We start from the raw sequence: 15602 nt of genomic DNA, 5'->3' as shown, positions 1-15602 counted from the left end.
TGAATTTGTCAGATTCAATTGAACCATTGCGGGACTTCAACTGCTCGATGTATTTCGCGCGGCGAACGCATCGCGTGCCTGCATCGTCGTGTAGGTGAGTTGTGCGGCCGCGAGACCGAGCGCGCCGAACGTGCGCGTCAGGCCGAAATGTCCAAACGCTTCGGGAACCGGACGCTCGCCGGAAATAGCCGCCGCGAGCAGTTCGCCCGAGACCGTGGTGGGCGCCATGCCATGTCCACCGAAGCCGACCGCGTACCAGACGCCGTCGGCGCTCTGACCGATCTGCGGCATCTTGTGTCGCGCGTAGCTCATCAGGCCGCCCCACGCGTACTCGATGCGCACGTCGTGCAACTGCGGATACACCTTCAACAGATCGTGCCGAAGCAGACGTGCGATCGCATCGGGCTGACGGTCCAGCACCGAAATGCGGCCGCCCCACAGAATCCGCGTGTCGGGCAGCGCGCGGTAGTAATCGAAAGCGAAGCGCGTGTCGTAGATCGCCGACGTGCAGTCGATCGCGTCTTTCAGACGTGCGCCGAGCGGTTCGGTGGCCATGACGTAGGTGGCGATCGGCAACACCGCACGTTCGACCTGGCGATACACGTTGCGTGCATAACCGCCGCCGGCCATCACTACGTGCTTCGCTTCGATGACGCCGTCAGCCGTTTTGACGAGAAAACCGCTGCCCTGACGCTCAAGGCTTACCACCGGCGATTGCTCGTAGATATCGGCGCCGGCCGCAACAGCGGCACGCGCGACGCCGAGCACGTATTTCAGCGGGTGAAAGTGAAACGCGTTGTGTTCGAGCAGACCGCCGTGATAGCGGCGCGTCTTCAGTCGTGAGGCGAGCTGCGCTTCGGAAAGCGGTTCCCAGTCGACGCCGAACGACGCTTTCATCAGACGTCGTTGTGTTTCGAGCCGCGCGGGCTCATCGAACCAGTTCGCGAGAATCGCGCCGCCGTGCGTCGCATCGCAGTCGATGTGATAGCGCCGGATGCGCTCACGCATCAGATCGACGGCATCGGTTGTGAGCGTATAGAGCTCGCGCGCGCGTTGCGGGCCGAGCGCTTTCAGCAGGTCGGCGCAATCGAGGCTGTAGCCGCCGAACACAAAGCCGCCGTTGCGCCCCGACGCGCCGAAGCCCGCCTGCTTCGCTTCGAGCACGACGACTTCACGCATGCCGCGCTCGACGAGTCCGAGCGCCGTCGACAGCCCCGCCAGTCCGCCGCCGACGATACACACTTCCGCGCTGCGTCTGCCGGTCAGACGCGCGCGCTCGGGACGCGTAACGGTGGCTTCGTAAAAACTTTGCATAAGGATTCATGCGTCCCGCGCGGCAAGCGCGCGCCGGACGCTCAACATGGGTTCAGGAGACCGGCAGCAGCTTGCCGCTGAATACGACGGGCCCGGTCGGGCCGTCTGGATCTGGCGAGCCGCCCGATGGTTCGATCGACACCGCCAGCGCCGGATATTGCTGTGGCTGCTGCTGGCCGGCCGGCATCGTGGCGTCGCCATGATCCGGCATCACACCGAGCGAAACCGGATGACCGTTCGCAGGCAAACCCCACAACTGCATCGTTTTGCCGGACGGCGGCGCTGCATCGCTCAGGCGATGCAGCTTGACGGACGAATGAGCCGAGTCCCACGAGATCAGCATGACCGCCTGCGCGTCCTTGTTGCTCAGCACGGCGACGTGCGAGATGGCGGGGACGGGCTGCTGCGCGACGGTCGGCGGCTGTGCTGGCTGGGTGGGACCAGGCGGCAGCAGACCGCGCACCGCCAGCACCAGCGCGATTGCAGCAAGCGCCGTGATGCCGATTGCCCAGCCGCGCCAGAAGGCGAGGTTGTCGAACCACGACCGCGGTTCGGGCCGCGCGGCCTCGGCGGCGCGCGCTTCGAGCTGACGTCGCGCGGCGAATCCCAGCTGTTCCTCGATGGCCTGCCAGACGCGGGCCGGCGGCATGCGCGCCGGCGCGAGTCCAGCTATTGGCGCGAGGCGATTTTCCCAGTCCGACACCGCGCGGCGAATCGCCGAATCATGTTCGGCATAGCGCTGCAACCGGCGACGGGCGCCTCCGCGCAGTGTCCCTACGACGTATTCTGCCGCCAGCATGTCGACCGTTTCAGGGTATCGGTGCAGATCCATCACAGACCCCCGATGCAGGTTTTGAGCTTCTGCAGCCCACGCCGGATCCATGACTTGACGGTGCCAAGCGGCACGGTGAGCGCCTGAGCGATCTCGCTATGGCTCTGGTCGCGCAGATAGGCGAGCGCGACGGCCTGCCGCTGCATCGGTTCGAGCGTGTCCATGCAATGGGCGAGTTGACGCGCTTCGATACTCATCGACGATAGTTCTTCTGGGTTTGGGTCGCTCGAGGCGACAAGATCGTCCAACGCATCGCTCCATTCGGTTTCCATCGCGTTTACCCGTCTCAGATGGTCGAGCGCCCGGTTTCGAACGATGGCGGACATCCACGTCATCGGCGCTGACAGGCCACGGCGGTAATCGCCCGCATAGCGCCAGATATTGACGAAGCTGTCCTGCAACACCTCTTCAGCCCACTCGGGTCTGCTCAATATACGGAGCGCGAGCCCAAACAGTTTCGGCGACGCGACGTCGTAGAGCTCGCGCAGTGCCGAAGCATCCTCACCGGCGACACGCTCGAGCAACGCGACGAGTGATTCCGGCGCCAGTTCTGGTGAGTTGGCTTTCATGGAGAAAGGAGGGATGGCATGCGCGGCTATGTTACTCAAGTTTTGCCGGGCGGCCTACATAGGGTTGACGAGGGCGCCGCGCAGGTTTTCAGTGGTGCGCCGCGTCGTATTTCGTCGGGGGTGAGAAGGTCAGGCCAATTTTCGGAGGGGTTAACTGGCTTGACCAGATTGCGCGAAGGCGGAAGGCGTCTCGCGCGTGGCGCGTATGCAGGTTACTTGCCCCAACTCAGCACAGCGGGATCGAGGCGGCGCGCAATCTTGATGAGACCGGCGCGCGTTTCCGGATGCATCGGTTGCAACGGATGACGCACGGCGTCGCAGGCGATCACGCCGCCTTCCTTCATCAGTGCCTTGCATGACGCGAGGCCACCCTGACGGTTTTCATAGTTGATGAGCGGAAGCCACTGCTGATAATGCTGCGCGGCGCGTTCAATGTCGCCTGAGGCATAGGCATCGAGAATCAGACGGATGCCGTCGGGATATCCACCGCCCGTCATCGAGCCTGTCGCGCCAGCGTCGAGATCGGCCATCAATGTGATGGCTTCTTCGCCATCCCACGGGCCGATGATCGCATCGCCGCCGAGCGCGATCAGTTCGCGCAGCTTGCTGGCTGCCTGCGGCGTTTCAATCTTGAAGTACGACACGTTAGCGATTTCCTTTGCCATCTTCGCGAGAAAAGGCGCAGGCAACGCCGTGCCACTGACGGGCGCGTCCTGAATCATGATGGGAATATCGATCGCGTCCGACACCGCGCTGAAAAATTCAAAGATTCCGCGTTCGCCGACGCGGATCGTCGCGCCGTGATACGGCGGCATGATCATCACCATGTTCGCGCCCGCATCCTGCGCGCTACGGCTACGTTGCGCACACGCGCGCGAGCTGAAATGCGTGGTGGTGACGATCACCGGCACGCGTCCCGCGACATGTTCGAGTATCGCGTGCATCAGCGTCGTGCGCTCGTCGTCGGAAAGCGCGAACTGCTCAGAGAAATTGGCGAGGATGCAAATGCCGTTCGAGCCCGCGTCGATCATGAAATCGATGCAGCGGCGCTGCCCATCGAGGTCGAGGCGACCGGCTTCATCGAAGATCGTGGGTGCTACGGGGAATACGCCGCGGTACGGCGTTTGCATGGTGTTCGAGTTCATGATCGGGTTCCTGCGCGGTTTGCAGCGCGGTTTTCTGTTGTCTCCACCGCCGACTATACGAGCCGCTCTGGCACGCTGTATAGTGAATTGTTTCCATCCAGCGATCACTTTTACGACTCACATGAAAAACACGCTGAACGTGTTGATGTCGAGGCTGCGCATGAAGCAGCTTCAGCTGCTCATCGCGCTTGACGATCACAAGTCGCTGCACAAGGCCGCCGGCGTGATGTCGATGACCCAGTCGGCGGCGAGCAAGGCATTGCACGAACTGGAGTCGATGCTCGAAGCGCCGCTGTTCGAGCGCGCGAAAAACGGGCTGATCGTGAACCAGTTTGGCCATTGCGTGATTCGCTATGCAAGGCTTGTCGCGACGGACCTGACCGCCCTGTGCGACGACATGGCGGAGATTCGCTCCGGCAAGGGAGGCCGGCTCGCGATCGGCACGATCATGGGGGCGATTCCCGAAGTCGTGGTGCCTGTTCTCGATGAACTGCACGCGAGTCTGCCGAACCTGTCGGTGGAGATTGTCGAAGATACGAGCGCGCGCATGCTGATGCTGCTCGACGATGGGCGGCTCGATCTGGTGATCGGCCGCTCGATTGTCAGCGACGAGCCTTCACGCTATCACTATCAATCGCTGGGTGATGAACCGCTTTCGGTGGTGGTCAGCTACGATCATCCGCGTATTGTGCGCAAGGAACTCAGCCTTCATGACCTGAGCGGCTATCGATGGATCACGTATCCGGGCCACATGCCGTTGCATGCGCTGCTGGAGCGCGAACTCGATCTTTCGGGAATCAGCATGCCGGCGAATCCGATTTCGACTGCGTCGACGTTCGTCACCGTCGCGCTGCTCCAGCAGCGTACCGATCTGGTTGCGCTATTGCCCACCGACATCGCCCAGCTATTCGTGCGGCAGAAGATGTTGCGCATTCTTCCTGTCGCGTTGAAGTCGCCTTCGCCGACATTTGGCATCGTCACGCGCAAAGGCGGGGTGCTCTCGTCGCCTGCGCAGCAATTCATTCAACGCCTGCGCAAGCTCGAACGCGTGCGTTGATTGCGTGTGCGAGGCGGCGCGGTGGACGCGCGCGGCACCATCACGGGCGCGGAAGTCACCCGAATCGGCGTGTCGCCGGCGTTGCCGCGTGAGCCGCGCGGTGCACGGTCGATCAGTTCACGCAACAGGTCGACGGCCATGCGTGCGGCTTCTTCCGTTGGCACGGCGACGGTCGATAGTGCAGGGCGCGAATCGCGCGCGAGCTGAATGTCGGTGATGCCGACAACCGACAGGTCATCGGGCACCGACAATCCTGTATCGGCCGCTGCGTGCATCGCGCCGAGCGCAGGCAGGTCGTTCGTTGCAAAGAGCGCGGTGACGTCGGGATGCGCTTCGAGCAGTTTCAGCGCTGCGTCATAGCCGCCGCGTATCGTGTCTGCTTCGCAGGTGAATTCGGCCACGATCCGGGCCTGGCCCGTAGCGTTGATTCGTTCGACGAATCCCTCACGCCGTGCGCCATGAATGCCGAAAGGCGAGCGGTCGCCGTGGCAGCTTTTGCTGCCGACCAGCGCACCAATGCGCGTATGGCCGAGGTCGAGCAGATGTTGTGCGGCGAGCGCACCTGCGAGACGAAAATCGACCGCCACGCACGGCAGATCAGGCGGATCGTCGGGACGTTCCCACATGCACAGCACGACCGGCGTGCCGCGTTCGGCGGTGGCGCGCAGATCGTCGAAAACGAGTTCGGCATTCGTCACGAGCACGCCTTCCGACAGCGTGCCCGCAATCTGCTCCAGATACGCGCGGCCGGTTTCCTTGTCGTCGTTGGTATTGCAGACGATCAGAAAGTGGCCGCCTGTGCGCGCGGCCCGTTCGGCAGCAAGGGTAAATTCCGGGTAGAACGGATTTGCGATGCTCGATACCATCAGCGCAAACGTCGGGGCGCGGCCTTCGGCGAGCGCGCGTGCCGCGAGGTGAGGGCGATAGCCGAGCTGCTTGATCGCCAGCAATACACGTTCGCGCGTCGCCGCGCCGACCCGTCCGCGGTTGCGTAATACGTTGGACACCGTCGCAGGCGTGACGCCGGCGTGCGTGGCAACTTCGTTCAGCGTGGTCATAAGCGTTGACGGTCTAACATGTGGGATGGCATCCTGACATTTGCAACAACGGCGGCCGTCGCGATAAAGTCATCGAAACAGAACGCACCGGAGACAGCGCAAGATCAGGCGATTGAGATCCAATCGTCTTTTTCTCTGCCGCTTGATTAAGCGCTTAACCTCCTGTTGTGATGCATTAGAACATGGAGGCAAGGCTATGGCCAGTATCTCGTTGAAAGCAGTGTACAAAGCGTACGGCGACCACCCGCCGGTGATTCGCGGCGTGGACCTGGAGATCGGCGAAAACGAATTCTGCGTGTTCCTCGGACCCTCGGGCTGCGGCAAGTCGACGTTGCTGCGCATGATCGCGGGTCTCGAAGATGTCACCGATGGCGATCTGCATATCGGCGGACGGATCATGAATGACGTGCCCGCTGCGGAACGTGGCGTCGCGATGGTGTTCCAGAGCTACGCGCTCTTTCCGCATATGAGCGTCTACGAGAACATGGCGTTTGGCTTGAAGCTCGCCAAAAAGCCGAAAGACGAAATCGATCGCAGGGTGAAGGAAGCCGCACGCGTGCTGCAGCTCGAAGCGCTGCTGGACCGCAAACCCCGCGCCCTTTCCGGCGGTCAGCGGCAGCGGGTCGCGATTGGCCGGGCGATTGTGCGTGAACCGGGCGTGTTTCTTTTCGATGAGCCACTGTCGAATCTCGACGCCACATTGCGTGGCCAGACCCGCATCGAAATCGCACGCCTGCACAAGCAGTTTGCGAAGGCGAGCGTCGTGTACGTGACGCATGACCAGATCGAAGCGATGACGCTCGCGGATCGTATCGTATTGCTGCACGCGGGTAAGGACACAGAGCGCTACGGCAGCATTGCACAGGTCGGCTCGCCGCTCGAACTGTATCACCGCCCCAGGAGCCGTTTCGTTGCAGGCTTTATCGGCTCGCCGCGCATGAATTTTCTGCCTGCCACCGTCGCGGGGCTCAACGCTCAATACGCTCAGATCACGCTTGCGCACACGGGTGAAACGCTCGATGTAGCGGTTGTGGCGGACACGCTGACGGTCGGCCAGGTCGTGACGCTTGGCATCCGGCCCGAACATCTTGAAGTCAGCATCGTTGCGGGTACAACCAGTGAGACCTCCTCTAAAGTGTCTTCGCAATCGATTCAGCGAAGCGTCGCGCTGATCGAACAGCTGGGCGAGCACAGTTATCTGCATCTTGATCAACCTGGCGGCGACGTGCTGATCGCGAAAGCGCCGGGCGATATCAATGTGCGCACGGGCGAGCGTCTGACGCTCAACGTGCCCGCCGCGTCGTGTCATCTCTTCACCGAGGACGGTTTCGCGCTGCCACATCGTGCGAGCGCCTCGACTCATCCCATCACTCAGGTCGCGTAGGAGCGCTGCATGCGTTTAGGAGTCTGCTATTACCCGGAACACTGGTCGTCGGATATGTGGAGCGACGACGCTGCGCGCATGAAGGCGCTTGGCATCGAGCGCGTGCGCATCGGCGAATTCGCGTGGAGCCGCATCGAACCGGAGCCGGGCGTGTATCAATGGGACTGGCTCGATCGCGCCATCGATGTGCTCGGTTCAGCTGGATTGAAGGTCGTCATGTGTACGCCGACTGCCACGCCACCCAAGTGGCTGATCGACCAGCATCCGGACATTCTCGCGGTAGGCGCGGACGGCCGTCAGCGCGCGTTCGGCTCACGACGTCACTACGATTTTTCTTCGCCGTCGTATTTCGAAGCATCGCGACGTATCTGCGAGGCGGTGGCGCGCCGTTACGGTTCGCATCCGGCAGTGGCCTTCTGGCAAACCGATAACGAATATGGTTGTCACCACACCGTTGTCAGTTATTCGCCTGCGGCGGCGAAGCGCTTTCGCGGCTGGCTCGCGCAACGCTACGGCAGCATCGAGGCGCTGAATACGGCGTGGGGCACGGTGTTCTGGAGCATGGAATATCGCAGCTTCGACGAAATCGATCCGCCGATCGGAACGGTGACGGAGGCGCATCCGTCGCACCGTCTCGACTATCGCCGTTTCGCTTCCGACGAGCTGGTGCGCTTCAATCACATGCAGACGGAGATTCTGCGCGAGCATTCACCGGGTCGCCCGATCGCGCACAACTTCATGCAGCTCTTCACCGAGTTCGATCACTACAAGGTAGCGGCCGATCTCGATATCGCGACGTGGGACAGCTATCCGCTCGGCGCGCTCGAAGAACAGTGGTTTGCGCCTGACATCAAGGCGCGCTTCCTGCGCACCGGTCACCCGGATTTTGCGTCGTTCAACCACGATGTCTATCGCGGCATGTCGAAGCAACCGTTCTGGGTGATGGAGCAGCAACCGGGCCCGGTGAACTGGGCATTGTGGAATCCGGCTCCGCTGCCGGGCATGGTGCGTCTGTGGAGCTGGGAAGCGTTTGCGCACGGCGCGGGCTGCGTGTCGTATTTCCGCTGGCGTCAGGCGCCGTTCGCGCAGGAGCAGATGCATGCCGGGCTCAATACGCCCGACAACCGGCTCGATATCGGCGGCGAAGAGGCCGCACGCGTCGCGAAGGAAATCCGCGACGTGGTGTCCGCCGATGGTGAACCGCAGGTGCATGCGAAAGTCGCGCTCGTCTATGACTATGAGGCGAAGTGGCTCTTCGAGATTCATCCGCAGGCCGCTGACTTCCACTATCCGCGTTTTGCGTTCGAGTATTACTCGGCGCTTCGTTCGCTCGGTCTCGACGTGGACGTGATTCCGTCAGATGCTTCGTTTGAAGGCTATCGCATGATCGTCGTGCCGCCGCTGCCGGTGGTGTCCGATGATTTCGGCGCAAGGCTCGTGGCAAGCGGCGCGCAGGTTGTCCTCGGTCCGCGCACCGGGTCCAAGACGCGCGATCTGCAGATTCCCGCGAATCTGCCGCCGGGCGCCATGGCCGATGTGCTGCCGGTCCGCGTATGGCGTGTCGACTCGATGCGTCCGAACGTGACTGTGGCCGTCGAAAGCGATAACGCGGCGCTACGGGGTGAGTCGCGTCACTGGCGTGACCTGCTCGACGTACCCGCGAATATGGACGTGCTCGCGCGCTTTAACGACGGTCATCCGGCCGTGGTGCGCCATGGCACGCTACATTACTGCGCAAGCCTCTTCGACGATGCGCTGACGCAACGCATCTTCCGGCAGGTTGCACAGGTCGCAAAGCTCGACCCAGTGCCTCTGGCAGATACAGTGCGCGTGAGCCAGCGTGGCGCGCTCAAATACGTTTTCAACTACGGCGATACCGCTTATACGATCGACGGCGTCCGTGCGGATGCTTTCGTGATCGGGTCGTCGTCGGTCGAACCGCAGGGCGTGGCGGTTTATCGCGCCGTATAACATTCCATCACCCATCAGGAGACAGGTATGACAAGCACGAAAAGTGCGGTACGCAAGGGGCTGATCGGCATCGCGCTGGCTGCCGCCGGACTGACGACAGTCGTCGGCAACATCGCGCAGGCTGGCACGCTCGCGGTCAACATCGCGTTCAAGGGCGCGAGCCAGCGAGCCGTCTGGCAATCGGCCATCGACGACTTCAAGAAGGCGCATCCGGATATCGACGTGAAGGTGTCGTTCGTCGATGAAGAAGCGTACAAGGTGCAGTTGCCGGGTTGGCTCTCGACGGTCGCGCCTGATGTGGTGAACTGGCATGACGGCGAACGGATGGCGTATTACGCACGTCGTGGTCTCCTGGAAGATCTCACCAATGACTGGAACAAGAACAACTGGAACAGCATGTACGCGTCGACGAAGGAAGCTTCGTCGTATAACGGCAAGCAGTACGCCGCGCCGACCGTGTACTACTCGTGGGGCATGTTCTATCGCAAGGACCTGTTCCAGAAGGCCGGCATCGCGGCCGAGCCGAAGACGTGGGACGAATTCCTCGACGCGTGCAAGAAGCTGAAAGCCGCAGGCATCACGCCGGTCGCAGTGGCTGGCCGCGATGCATGGACGCTCGCGGGATGGTTCGACTATCTCGACCTGCGCATCAACGGTAACGCGTTTCACCAGAAGCTGATGGCGGGTGAAGTGCCGTACACCGATCCGCGCGTGAAGAAGGTCTACACGACGTGGAAGCAGCTGATCGACGATAAGGTCTTTATCGACAACTCGCTTTCGTACGATCTGGATGCGGCGCAGCCGTTCCTGTTCCAGGGCAAGGCCGCGATGATGCTGATGGGCACGTTCATCACCGGCGGTTTTCCGGCGGACGTGAAACCGAAGATGGGCTACTTCCAGTTCCCGATCATCGATGCGAAGGTGCCGACAGCCGAAGATGGCCCGGTCGAATCGCTGCATATTCCGTCGAAAGCGAAGAACAAGGCCGACGCGCATACGTTCCTTGCCTTCATGGAAACGCCGGATATCAGCTCGAAGCTCGCGCAGGGGCTGGGTTCACTGCCGGCTAACAGCAAGTCGCCGGAACCGGAAGATCCGATTTCGAAGATCGGCTTCCAGATCCTGTCGAATACGAAGGGCGGCATTGCGCAGTTCTACGATCGCGACATGACCAAGGAAATGGCCGACGAAGGCATGAAGGGTATGCAGCAGTTCATGTCGGATCCGACGAAGATCGACGAGATCCTCGCGCAACTCGAGCAGACCCGAAAGCGGATCTACAAGAAGTAAGCGGAGCATTGAACGGTACCGGCATGCGCGTGTGTTGTGCATGCCGGCACCGCTGAAAATTGAAGAGGCCGTAGAGGTAATCCGTCATGAAAACTGTCCCGACCCATCGTATGGACGTCGACGTGCCGCAGGCTGTTGTGCCGCGTCGCGCGAAACCGCATCGAGCGTCGCCGAGTGCGCGGCAACAGCGGCGCGCCGCGTTTCTGTTTCTCGCGCCCGCCTGCGTCATGGTGGCCATCTACGTCGTGTGGCCGATCATTTCGTCGCTGTCGTTGAGTCTCTACAACTGGGACGGCATGACGGAAAAGACCTTCGTCGGCCTTGCGAATTACGTCGAACTGTTCCATGCGCCGACTTTCTATACGGCGCTCAAGAACAACTTGCTGTGGCTCGTACTGTTCATGCTCTCGCCGCCGATGGGGCTCGCGATCGCGCTGTATCTGAACCAGGCGGTGCGTGGCATCCGTTTCGTGAAGTCGCTGTTTTTCGCGCCCTTTGTGCTGTCTGGTGTCGTGGTTGGACTGATCTTTAGCTGGTTTTACGATCCGACCTTTGGTCTGCTCAAGGTGATCATTGGGCACGGGGTGCCCGTGCTGGGCGATCCGCGTTACGTGACCCTCGGCATTATCTTCGCTGCGCTGTGGCCGCAGACCGCCTACTGCATGATCCTTTATCTGACGGGTCTCACATCGCTTAACGCGGAGCAGCTGGAAGCCGCGCGGATGGAAGGCGCGAAAGGCTGGGCGATGCTGTGGCACGTCGTGCTGCCGCAGCTGCGGCCTACGACGTTCATGGCAATCGTCGTCACGGTGATCGGCGCGCTGCGCAGTTTCGATCTGATCGCCGTGATGAGCGGCGGCGGTCCATTCGAAAGCTCGACCGTGCTGGCCTATTACATGTATGACCAGGCGATCAAGTACTACCGCCTCGGCTATTCAGCGGCGATTGCAGTGGTGCTGTTCGCGATCGTGCTCGTCTATATCGTCTTCCAGTTGCGCCGCATGGTGCGCGAAGAGCAGTAAAGGAGATCGCCATGTATCCGCTTCCCGTCGAAAAATGGAAACCGGCCAACCGGGCGCTGTACAAGATGTCGCTGCCGGTTGCGCTTGTGATCTGGCTGCTACCGATGATCGCCGTGCTCGTCACCTCGGTGCGCTCGACCGACGAACTCTCCCGCGGTAACTATTGGGGCTGGCCCGAACACATCACACTGCTTGCCAACTATCGCGAGGCGTTGACCACCTCGCCGATGCTGCATTACTTCTGGAATAGCGTGCTGATCACCGTTCCCGCGGTGGCGGGTTCGATCGCGCTCGCGTCGATGGCCGGTTTCGCGCTGGCGATCTATCGATTTCGCGGCAACATGCTGCTGTTCGGCACCTTTGTTGCGGGCAACTTCGTACCGATCCAGATCCTGATGATTCCGGTGCGCGATCTCTCGTTGCAGCTTGGCCTGTTCAACACGGTCAGTGCGCTGATCCTGTTTCATATCGCGTTTCAGACCGGTTTTTGCGCGCTTTTCCTGCGCAACTTCATCAAGCAACTGCCGTTCGAACTCGTGGAAGCCGCGCGTATCGAAGGGGCAGGCGAGTGGACGGTGTTTTTCCGCATCGTGTTGCCCTTGATTCGTCCGGCACTCGCGGCGCTTGGCATTCTCGTGTTCACGTTCGTGTGGAACGATTATTTCTGGGCACTGTGTCTGACGCAAGGCGATGAGGCCGCGCCGATCACAGTCGGCGTTGCAGCGCTAAAGGGCCAATGGACGACCGCGTGGAATCTCGTATCCGCAGGTTCGATACTCGCGGCCTTGCCTTCGGTGGCGATGTTCTTTGCGATGCAGCGGCAGTTCGTTGCCGGGCTGACGTTCGGCGCGACCAAGGGCTGATGAAGCTGTGCCGAAAAGGCTAAAGGAAGTCGATTAATAATTGACTTCCACCGCCGGCTTGAGAAACAGCTCATGCATCGGCGCGAAATGCGCATAGAGCGGCAGAATGGCACCGCCCATCGCACGCGCGTCGGCACCGATTGCGCCTTCCAGCAGTTGCGGTCGCACCATGCCTTCCCACTCGAAGCGATCGAGCACACGCTCCGTGCGACGGATGATTTCGCGCAGGAGTTGCCTGTCGAGTTCGCCGTCTATGACCACCGCTTCGAGATCGAGCAGTGCCGACGCGTTCGTTAGCGCTGACGCGATGGCGGGGCATGCCGAGTCGAGCCACTGTTCCGTCAATCGCCAGAGGTCCGGGCCCAGTGCGCGATGATCGTGTGCGGCTGCAGGTGGCGCGCCTGCGTCGCTGAAGATCTGTTCGAGAACAAAGCCCGAAGCCGCATGCAATAACTGACGCGCAGGTTGCGTCTCCGTGCGCGCAAGCGGAATCGATCCCACTGCACCTGCGTTGCCATGTGGACCGCCGTGCAGACGGCCATCTATGACGAGCCCGCCGCCGATAAACGTACCGACGAACAGATACAGGAAACTGTGAATACCCCGGCCCTGGCCCATCACGAGTTCGGCAGCACAGGCCGCGGTTGTGTCTTTAGCGAACTCGACGGGCAGGCCCGTCATCGCTTCGATGCGCGCACGGATATCGATGTCGTTCCATGCTTCGAGCGCCTCAGGCGGCGCGCCTAAAAAGTCACGCCATCCCCCTAGCCACAACGGCGCCGCAACGCCGACACCCACGATCTTTTTCGCGTGTGCGCCAAGGGCCGCGTTGGTCCGCGCGAGTCGGGCTTCCAGCGCGGGGAAGAGCATCGCCGGATCCGGATACGTGTACTCGAACACGTCGCGGCTACACACATTCCCCATGAAATCCATTGCCAGCACATCGAGGCTACGCCGCCCGACCTTGATGCCGATCGTGAATGCGCCGTCTGGACGCAACGCGATCGGCACAGAGGGTTGCCCGATACGCCCGCGTACACGGGGTTGTTTGGCCAGCAGACCGTCGTCGATCAGACGGTCGACGATCATCGATACCGTCTGCATCGACAGACGCGTCAGACGTCCCACATCGGCTTTCGGCAACGGACCGTGCAGCCGTATCGCCTGCAGCACGATCCGTTCGTTGAACTGCCGCATGCCGACCTGGTTCGACCCGACCGGGCGCTTGAGCGGCGAACGTGGGGCGTTATCCATCGTCACGCACCGGCTGTCAGGATCGACGTCATGCGATGGCCTTCACATCAGCTTCTTTTGCGCCCGTCATGATCGCGACTGCTTCCGACATATGGATATCCGCCCGGTTCACGAGCGCGGCGCGCCGTCCAAGCCGCTGGATATGGATGCGGTCGGCGACCTCGAACACGTGTGGCATGTTGTGGCTGATCAGGATAACGGGCAGCCCGCGATCCCGCACGCGCCGGATCAGTTCGAGCACCATGTTGCCTTCCTTCACGCCGAGCGCCGCGGTCGGTTCATCGAGAATCACGACGTGCCGTGCAAACGCCGCACTACGCGCCACGGCCACCCCCTGACGCTGTCCGCCTGATAGCGTTTCGACTGCCTGCCGCATCGAGCGGATGCCGATCTGCAGGCCTTTCATGTGTGCGGTTGCTTCTTCGAGCATGCGGCGTTTGTCGATCATCTTGAAGATCGAGCCGCGCCAGCCCGGCTTGACCAGTTCGCGTGCAAGGAAGAGATTCTCCGCAATGCTCATTGCAGGCGCGACAGCGAGATCCTGATAGACCGTTTCGATGCCTTGCGCGCGTGCATCGAGCGGGCTGCGGAACTTGACGGGCACACCGTCGAGCAGCATCTCGCCTTCGTCAGGTATGGTCGCGCCTGAAAGCGCCTTGATCAGCGAGGATTTTCCGGCACCGTTGTCGCCGATAACGGCAAGAATTTCGCCGGGCAGCACTTCGAAATCGCAACCGTCGAGTGCGGTAACCGAGCCGTAGCGCTTGATGAGTCCGCGTGCCTGCAGAACAGGCGTGGCGGCCGAAGCAGATTGAGGGATCGACATGGCAGGCTCCTGGTCGCGTTAGCGGCGATGTGACAGTTTGTCGGCGGCGACGGCGAGAATCACGAGAATGCCCGTGATCAGCACCTGATACACCGAAGAGACACCGATCAAAGTCAGTCCGTTTCGGAATACACCGACGATCAGCGCGCCAAGCAAAGTGCCGACGATGGATCCGCGTCCGCCGAAGAGACTCGTTCCACCGAGCACGACTGCCGTAATGCTGTCGAGATTTTCGGTCTGTCCGGCCTGCGGATCGCCGACACCGGTACGCGATACCGAAAGCAGCGCGGCGATGCCATAGAACACGCCTGCCAGCGAATACACCGTGACGAGGATACGTTGCGACTTCAGGCCCATCAGGCGCGCCGCTTCCGCGTTATTACCAAGCGCGTAGAGATGTCGACCCGGAACCGTATCGCGCAGCACGAACCACGTCGCCAGATACATCAGCAATGTGAGAACCGTGCCGTATGTCACTTCTGCAGGCCCGATGCTGAAGGTGTTGCCAAAGAACATGATCGCATTGGGCAGATTCGTCACGCTCTCGGCGTTCGAGTAGAGCTGCGTGAGTGCGAACGCGATGTTCAATGTGCCGAGTGTCACGATGAAAGCGGGCAGTTTGATGCGCGTGATCAGCAGACCGTTGAGCAAACCGAACAGCGTACTCGCGCCGATGCCGCAAATAATCGCAATCGCAGGCGGCACGCCCAGCACGACGGCGAACTTGGTCATCACGATGGAGCCGAACGCCATCACCATCCCGCACGACAGATCGATGCCGCCGGTGAGCACGATCAAGGTCTGGCCAATCGCAATGACGGCGACGACCATCGTCTGCTGAAGAATCAGCGACAGGTTCTGGAACGACAGGAAGCGGCTGCTCTGCGAGATAAAGAAGGCGCATGCGAGCAGCAGCGCGAGCAGCGGGCCGATTTCGGCGAGAGAGGGCAGGTGTTCGCCGAAGCGGCGGGCGCCGGGAGCCGATGGAGTAGACATGATGTGTTCCTCGATACGATC

At 61.5% G+C, this 15602-nt stretch carries 14 protein-coding genes; 6 read left to right on the top strand and 8 right to left on the bottom strand.

All coding sequences use genetic code 11. The features are described from left to right. Positions 1-36: 36 nt before the first annotated feature. From P3T21_RS10660 to P3T21_RS10645, 4 genes are all read right to left on the bottom strand, one after another. The gene (locus tag P3T21_RS10660; RefSeq protein ID WP_429255893.1) at positions 37-1314 is read right to left on the bottom strand and encodes an NAD(P)/FAD-dependent oxidoreductase; all 1278 of its coding nucleotides are present in this window, start codon (positions 1312-1314) and stop codon (positions 37-39) included. A 52-nt stretch (positions 1315-1366) separates the two neighbouring features. Next, complete coding sequence (locus tag P3T21_RS10655) at positions 1367-2146, bottom strand: anti-sigma factor (protein ID WP_429255892.1); 780 nt, start codon at positions 2144-2146, stop codon at positions 1367-1369. Continuing rightward, on the bottom strand, positions 2146-2715 hold the full coding sequence (locus P3T21_RS10650; protein WP_429255891.1) for an RNA polymerase sigma factor: 570 nt from the start codon (positions 2713-2715) through the stop codon (positions 2146-2148). Before P3T21_RS10650 ends, P3T21_RS10655 begins: the two co-directional genes overlap by 1 nt. Before the next feature lie 212 nt (positions 2716-2927). Next, positions 2928-3860 carry a dihydrodipicolinate synthase family protein gene (locus P3T21_RS10645; RefSeq protein ID WP_429255890.1) on the bottom strand — a complete coding sequence of 311 codons (933 nt, stop codon included), beginning with the start codon at positions 3858-3860 and terminating at the stop codon, positions 2928-2930. 121 nt (positions 3861-3981) lie between these two features. Between P3T21_RS10645 and P3T21_RS10640 the strand changes: the two genes are divergently transcribed. Then, positions 3982-4917, top strand: a complete 936-nt coding sequence (locus P3T21_RS10640) for a LysR family transcriptional regulator (protein WP_429255889.1) — start codon at positions 3982-3984, stop codon at positions 4915-4917. Here the strand turns inward: P3T21_RS10640 and P3T21_RS10635 are convergent. Continuing rightward, a complete protein-coding gene (locus P3T21_RS10635; protein ID WP_429255888.1) occupies positions 4884-5975 on the bottom strand; it encodes a LacI family DNA-binding transcriptional regulator in 1092 nt (363 codons plus the stop codon). The two genes, P3T21_RS10640 and P3T21_RS10635, sit on opposite strands and share 34 nt — an antisense overlap. A 196-nt stretch (positions 5976-6171) precedes the next feature. Here P3T21_RS10635 and P3T21_RS10630 point away from each other — a divergent pair, with 196 nt between their 5' ends. From P3T21_RS10630 to P3T21_RS10610, 5 genes are all read left to right on the top strand, one after another. Next, positions 6172-7359: an ABC transporter ATP-binding protein gene (locus P3T21_RS10630; RefSeq protein ID WP_429255887.1), complete on the top strand. Its 1188-nt coding sequence runs from the start codon at positions 6172-6174 to the stop codon at positions 7357-7359. Positions 7360-7368: 9 nt separating this feature from the next. Then, positions 7369-9330, top strand: coding sequence for a beta-galactosidase (locus P3T21_RS10625; RefSeq protein WP_429255886.1), 1962 nt, complete (start codon positions 7369-7371; stop codon positions 9328-9330). A gap of 27 nt (positions 9331-9357) precedes the next feature. Beyond that, on the top strand, positions 9358-10620 hold the full coding sequence (locus P3T21_RS10620; protein ID WP_429255885.1) for an ABC transporter substrate-binding protein: 1263 nt from the start codon (positions 9358-9360) through the stop codon (positions 10618-10620). Positions 10621-10730: 110 nt separating this feature from the next. Next, positions 10731-11642 carry a carbohydrate ABC transporter permease gene (locus P3T21_RS10615; protein ID WP_429255937.1) on the top strand — a complete coding sequence of 304 codons (912 nt, stop codon included), beginning with the start codon at positions 10731-10733 and terminating at the stop codon, positions 11640-11642. An 11-nt stretch (positions 11643-11653) separates the two neighbouring features. Beyond that, positions 11654-12505, top strand: coding sequence for a carbohydrate ABC transporter permease (locus P3T21_RS10610; protein WP_429255884.1), 852 nt, complete (start codon positions 11654-11656; stop codon positions 12503-12505). A 33-nt stretch (positions 12506-12538) separates the two neighbouring features. On the opposite strand, the gene P3T21_RS10605 is transcribed toward P3T21_RS10610, so the two are convergent. The 3 genes from P3T21_RS10605 to P3T21_RS10595 are packed head-to-tail and all read right to left on the bottom strand — an operon-like array spanning position 12539 to position 15581. After that, positions 12539-13759, bottom strand: a complete 1221-nt coding sequence (locus P3T21_RS10605) for an ROK family transcriptional regulator (RefSeq protein WP_429255883.1) — start codon at positions 13757-13759, stop codon at positions 12539-12541. Positions 13760-13787: 28 nt separating this feature from the next. Then, positions 13788-14585, bottom strand: coding sequence for an ATP-binding cassette domain-containing protein (locus P3T21_RS10600; RefSeq protein WP_429255882.1), 798 nt, complete (start codon positions 14583-14585; stop codon positions 13788-13790). An 18-nt stretch (positions 14586-14603) separates the two neighbouring features. After that, positions 14604-15581, bottom strand: coding sequence for an ABC transporter permease (locus P3T21_RS10595; protein WP_429255881.1), 978 nt, complete (start codon positions 15579-15581; stop codon positions 14604-14606). Positions 15582-15602: the final 21 nt, after the last annotated feature.

Origin of the sequence: Paraburkholderia sp. GAS334 (assembly GCF_050436625.1) — a bacterium.
In the GTDB taxonomy this organism is placed as follows: Bacteria; Pseudomonadota; Gammaproteobacteria; order Burkholderiales; family Burkholderiaceae; genus Paraburkholderia.
This window is presented reverse-complemented; position numbering and strand designations above follow the sequence as displayed.

Coding starts and splice junctions, on each gene's coding strand:
- P3T21_RS10635 (WP_429255888.1), bottom strand. CDS start 5,975: ATGACCACGCTGAACGAAGTTGCCACGCACGCCGGCGTCACGCCTGCG.
- P3T21_RS10610 (WP_429255884.1), top strand. CDS start 11,654: ATGTATCCGCTTCCCGTCGAAAAATGGAAACCGGCCAACCGGGCGCTG.
- P3T21_RS10605 (WP_429255883.1), bottom strand. CDS start 13,759: ATGGATAACGCCCCACGTTCGCCGCTCAAGCGCCCGGTCGGGTCGAAC.
- P3T21_RS10630 (WP_429255887.1), top strand. CDS start 6,172: ATGGCCAGTATCTCGTTGAAAGCAGTGTACAAAGCGTACGGCGACCAC.
- P3T21_RS10650 (WP_429255891.1), bottom strand. CDS start 2,715: ATGAAAGCCAACTCACCAGAACTGGCGCCGGAATCACTCGTCGCGTTG.
- P3T21_RS10625 (WP_429255886.1), top strand. CDS start 7,369: ATGCGTTTAGGAGTCTGCTATTACCCGGAACACTGGTCGTCGGATATG.
- P3T21_RS10640 (WP_429255889.1), top strand. CDS start 3,982: ATGAAAAACACGCTGAACGTGTTGATGTCGAGGCTGCGCATGAAGCAG.
- P3T21_RS10655 (WP_429255892.1), bottom strand. CDS start 2,146: ATGGATCTGCACCGATACCCTGAAACGGTCGACATGCTGGCGGCAGAA.
- P3T21_RS10645 (WP_429255890.1), bottom strand. CDS start 3,860: ATGAACTCGAACACCATGCAAACGCCGTACCGCGGCGTATTCCCCGTA.
- P3T21_RS10600 (WP_429255882.1), bottom strand. CDS start 14,585: ATGTCGATCCCTCAATCTGCTTCGGCCGCCACGCCTGTTCTGCAGGCA.
- P3T21_RS10660 (WP_429255893.1), bottom strand. CDS start 1,314: ATGCAAAGTTTTTACGAAGCCACCGTTACGCGTCCCGAGCGCGCGCGT.
- P3T21_RS10620 (WP_429255885.1), top strand. CDS start 9,358: ATGACAAGCACGAAAAGTGCGGTACGCAAGGGGCTGATCGGCATCGCG.
- P3T21_RS10615 (WP_429255937.1), top strand. CDS start 10,731: ATGGACGTCGACGTGCCGCAGGCTGTTGTGCCGCGTCGCGCGAAACCG.
- P3T21_RS10595 (WP_429255881.1), bottom strand. CDS start 15,581: ATGTCTACTCCATCGGCTCCCGGCGCCCGCCGCTTCGGCGAACACCTG.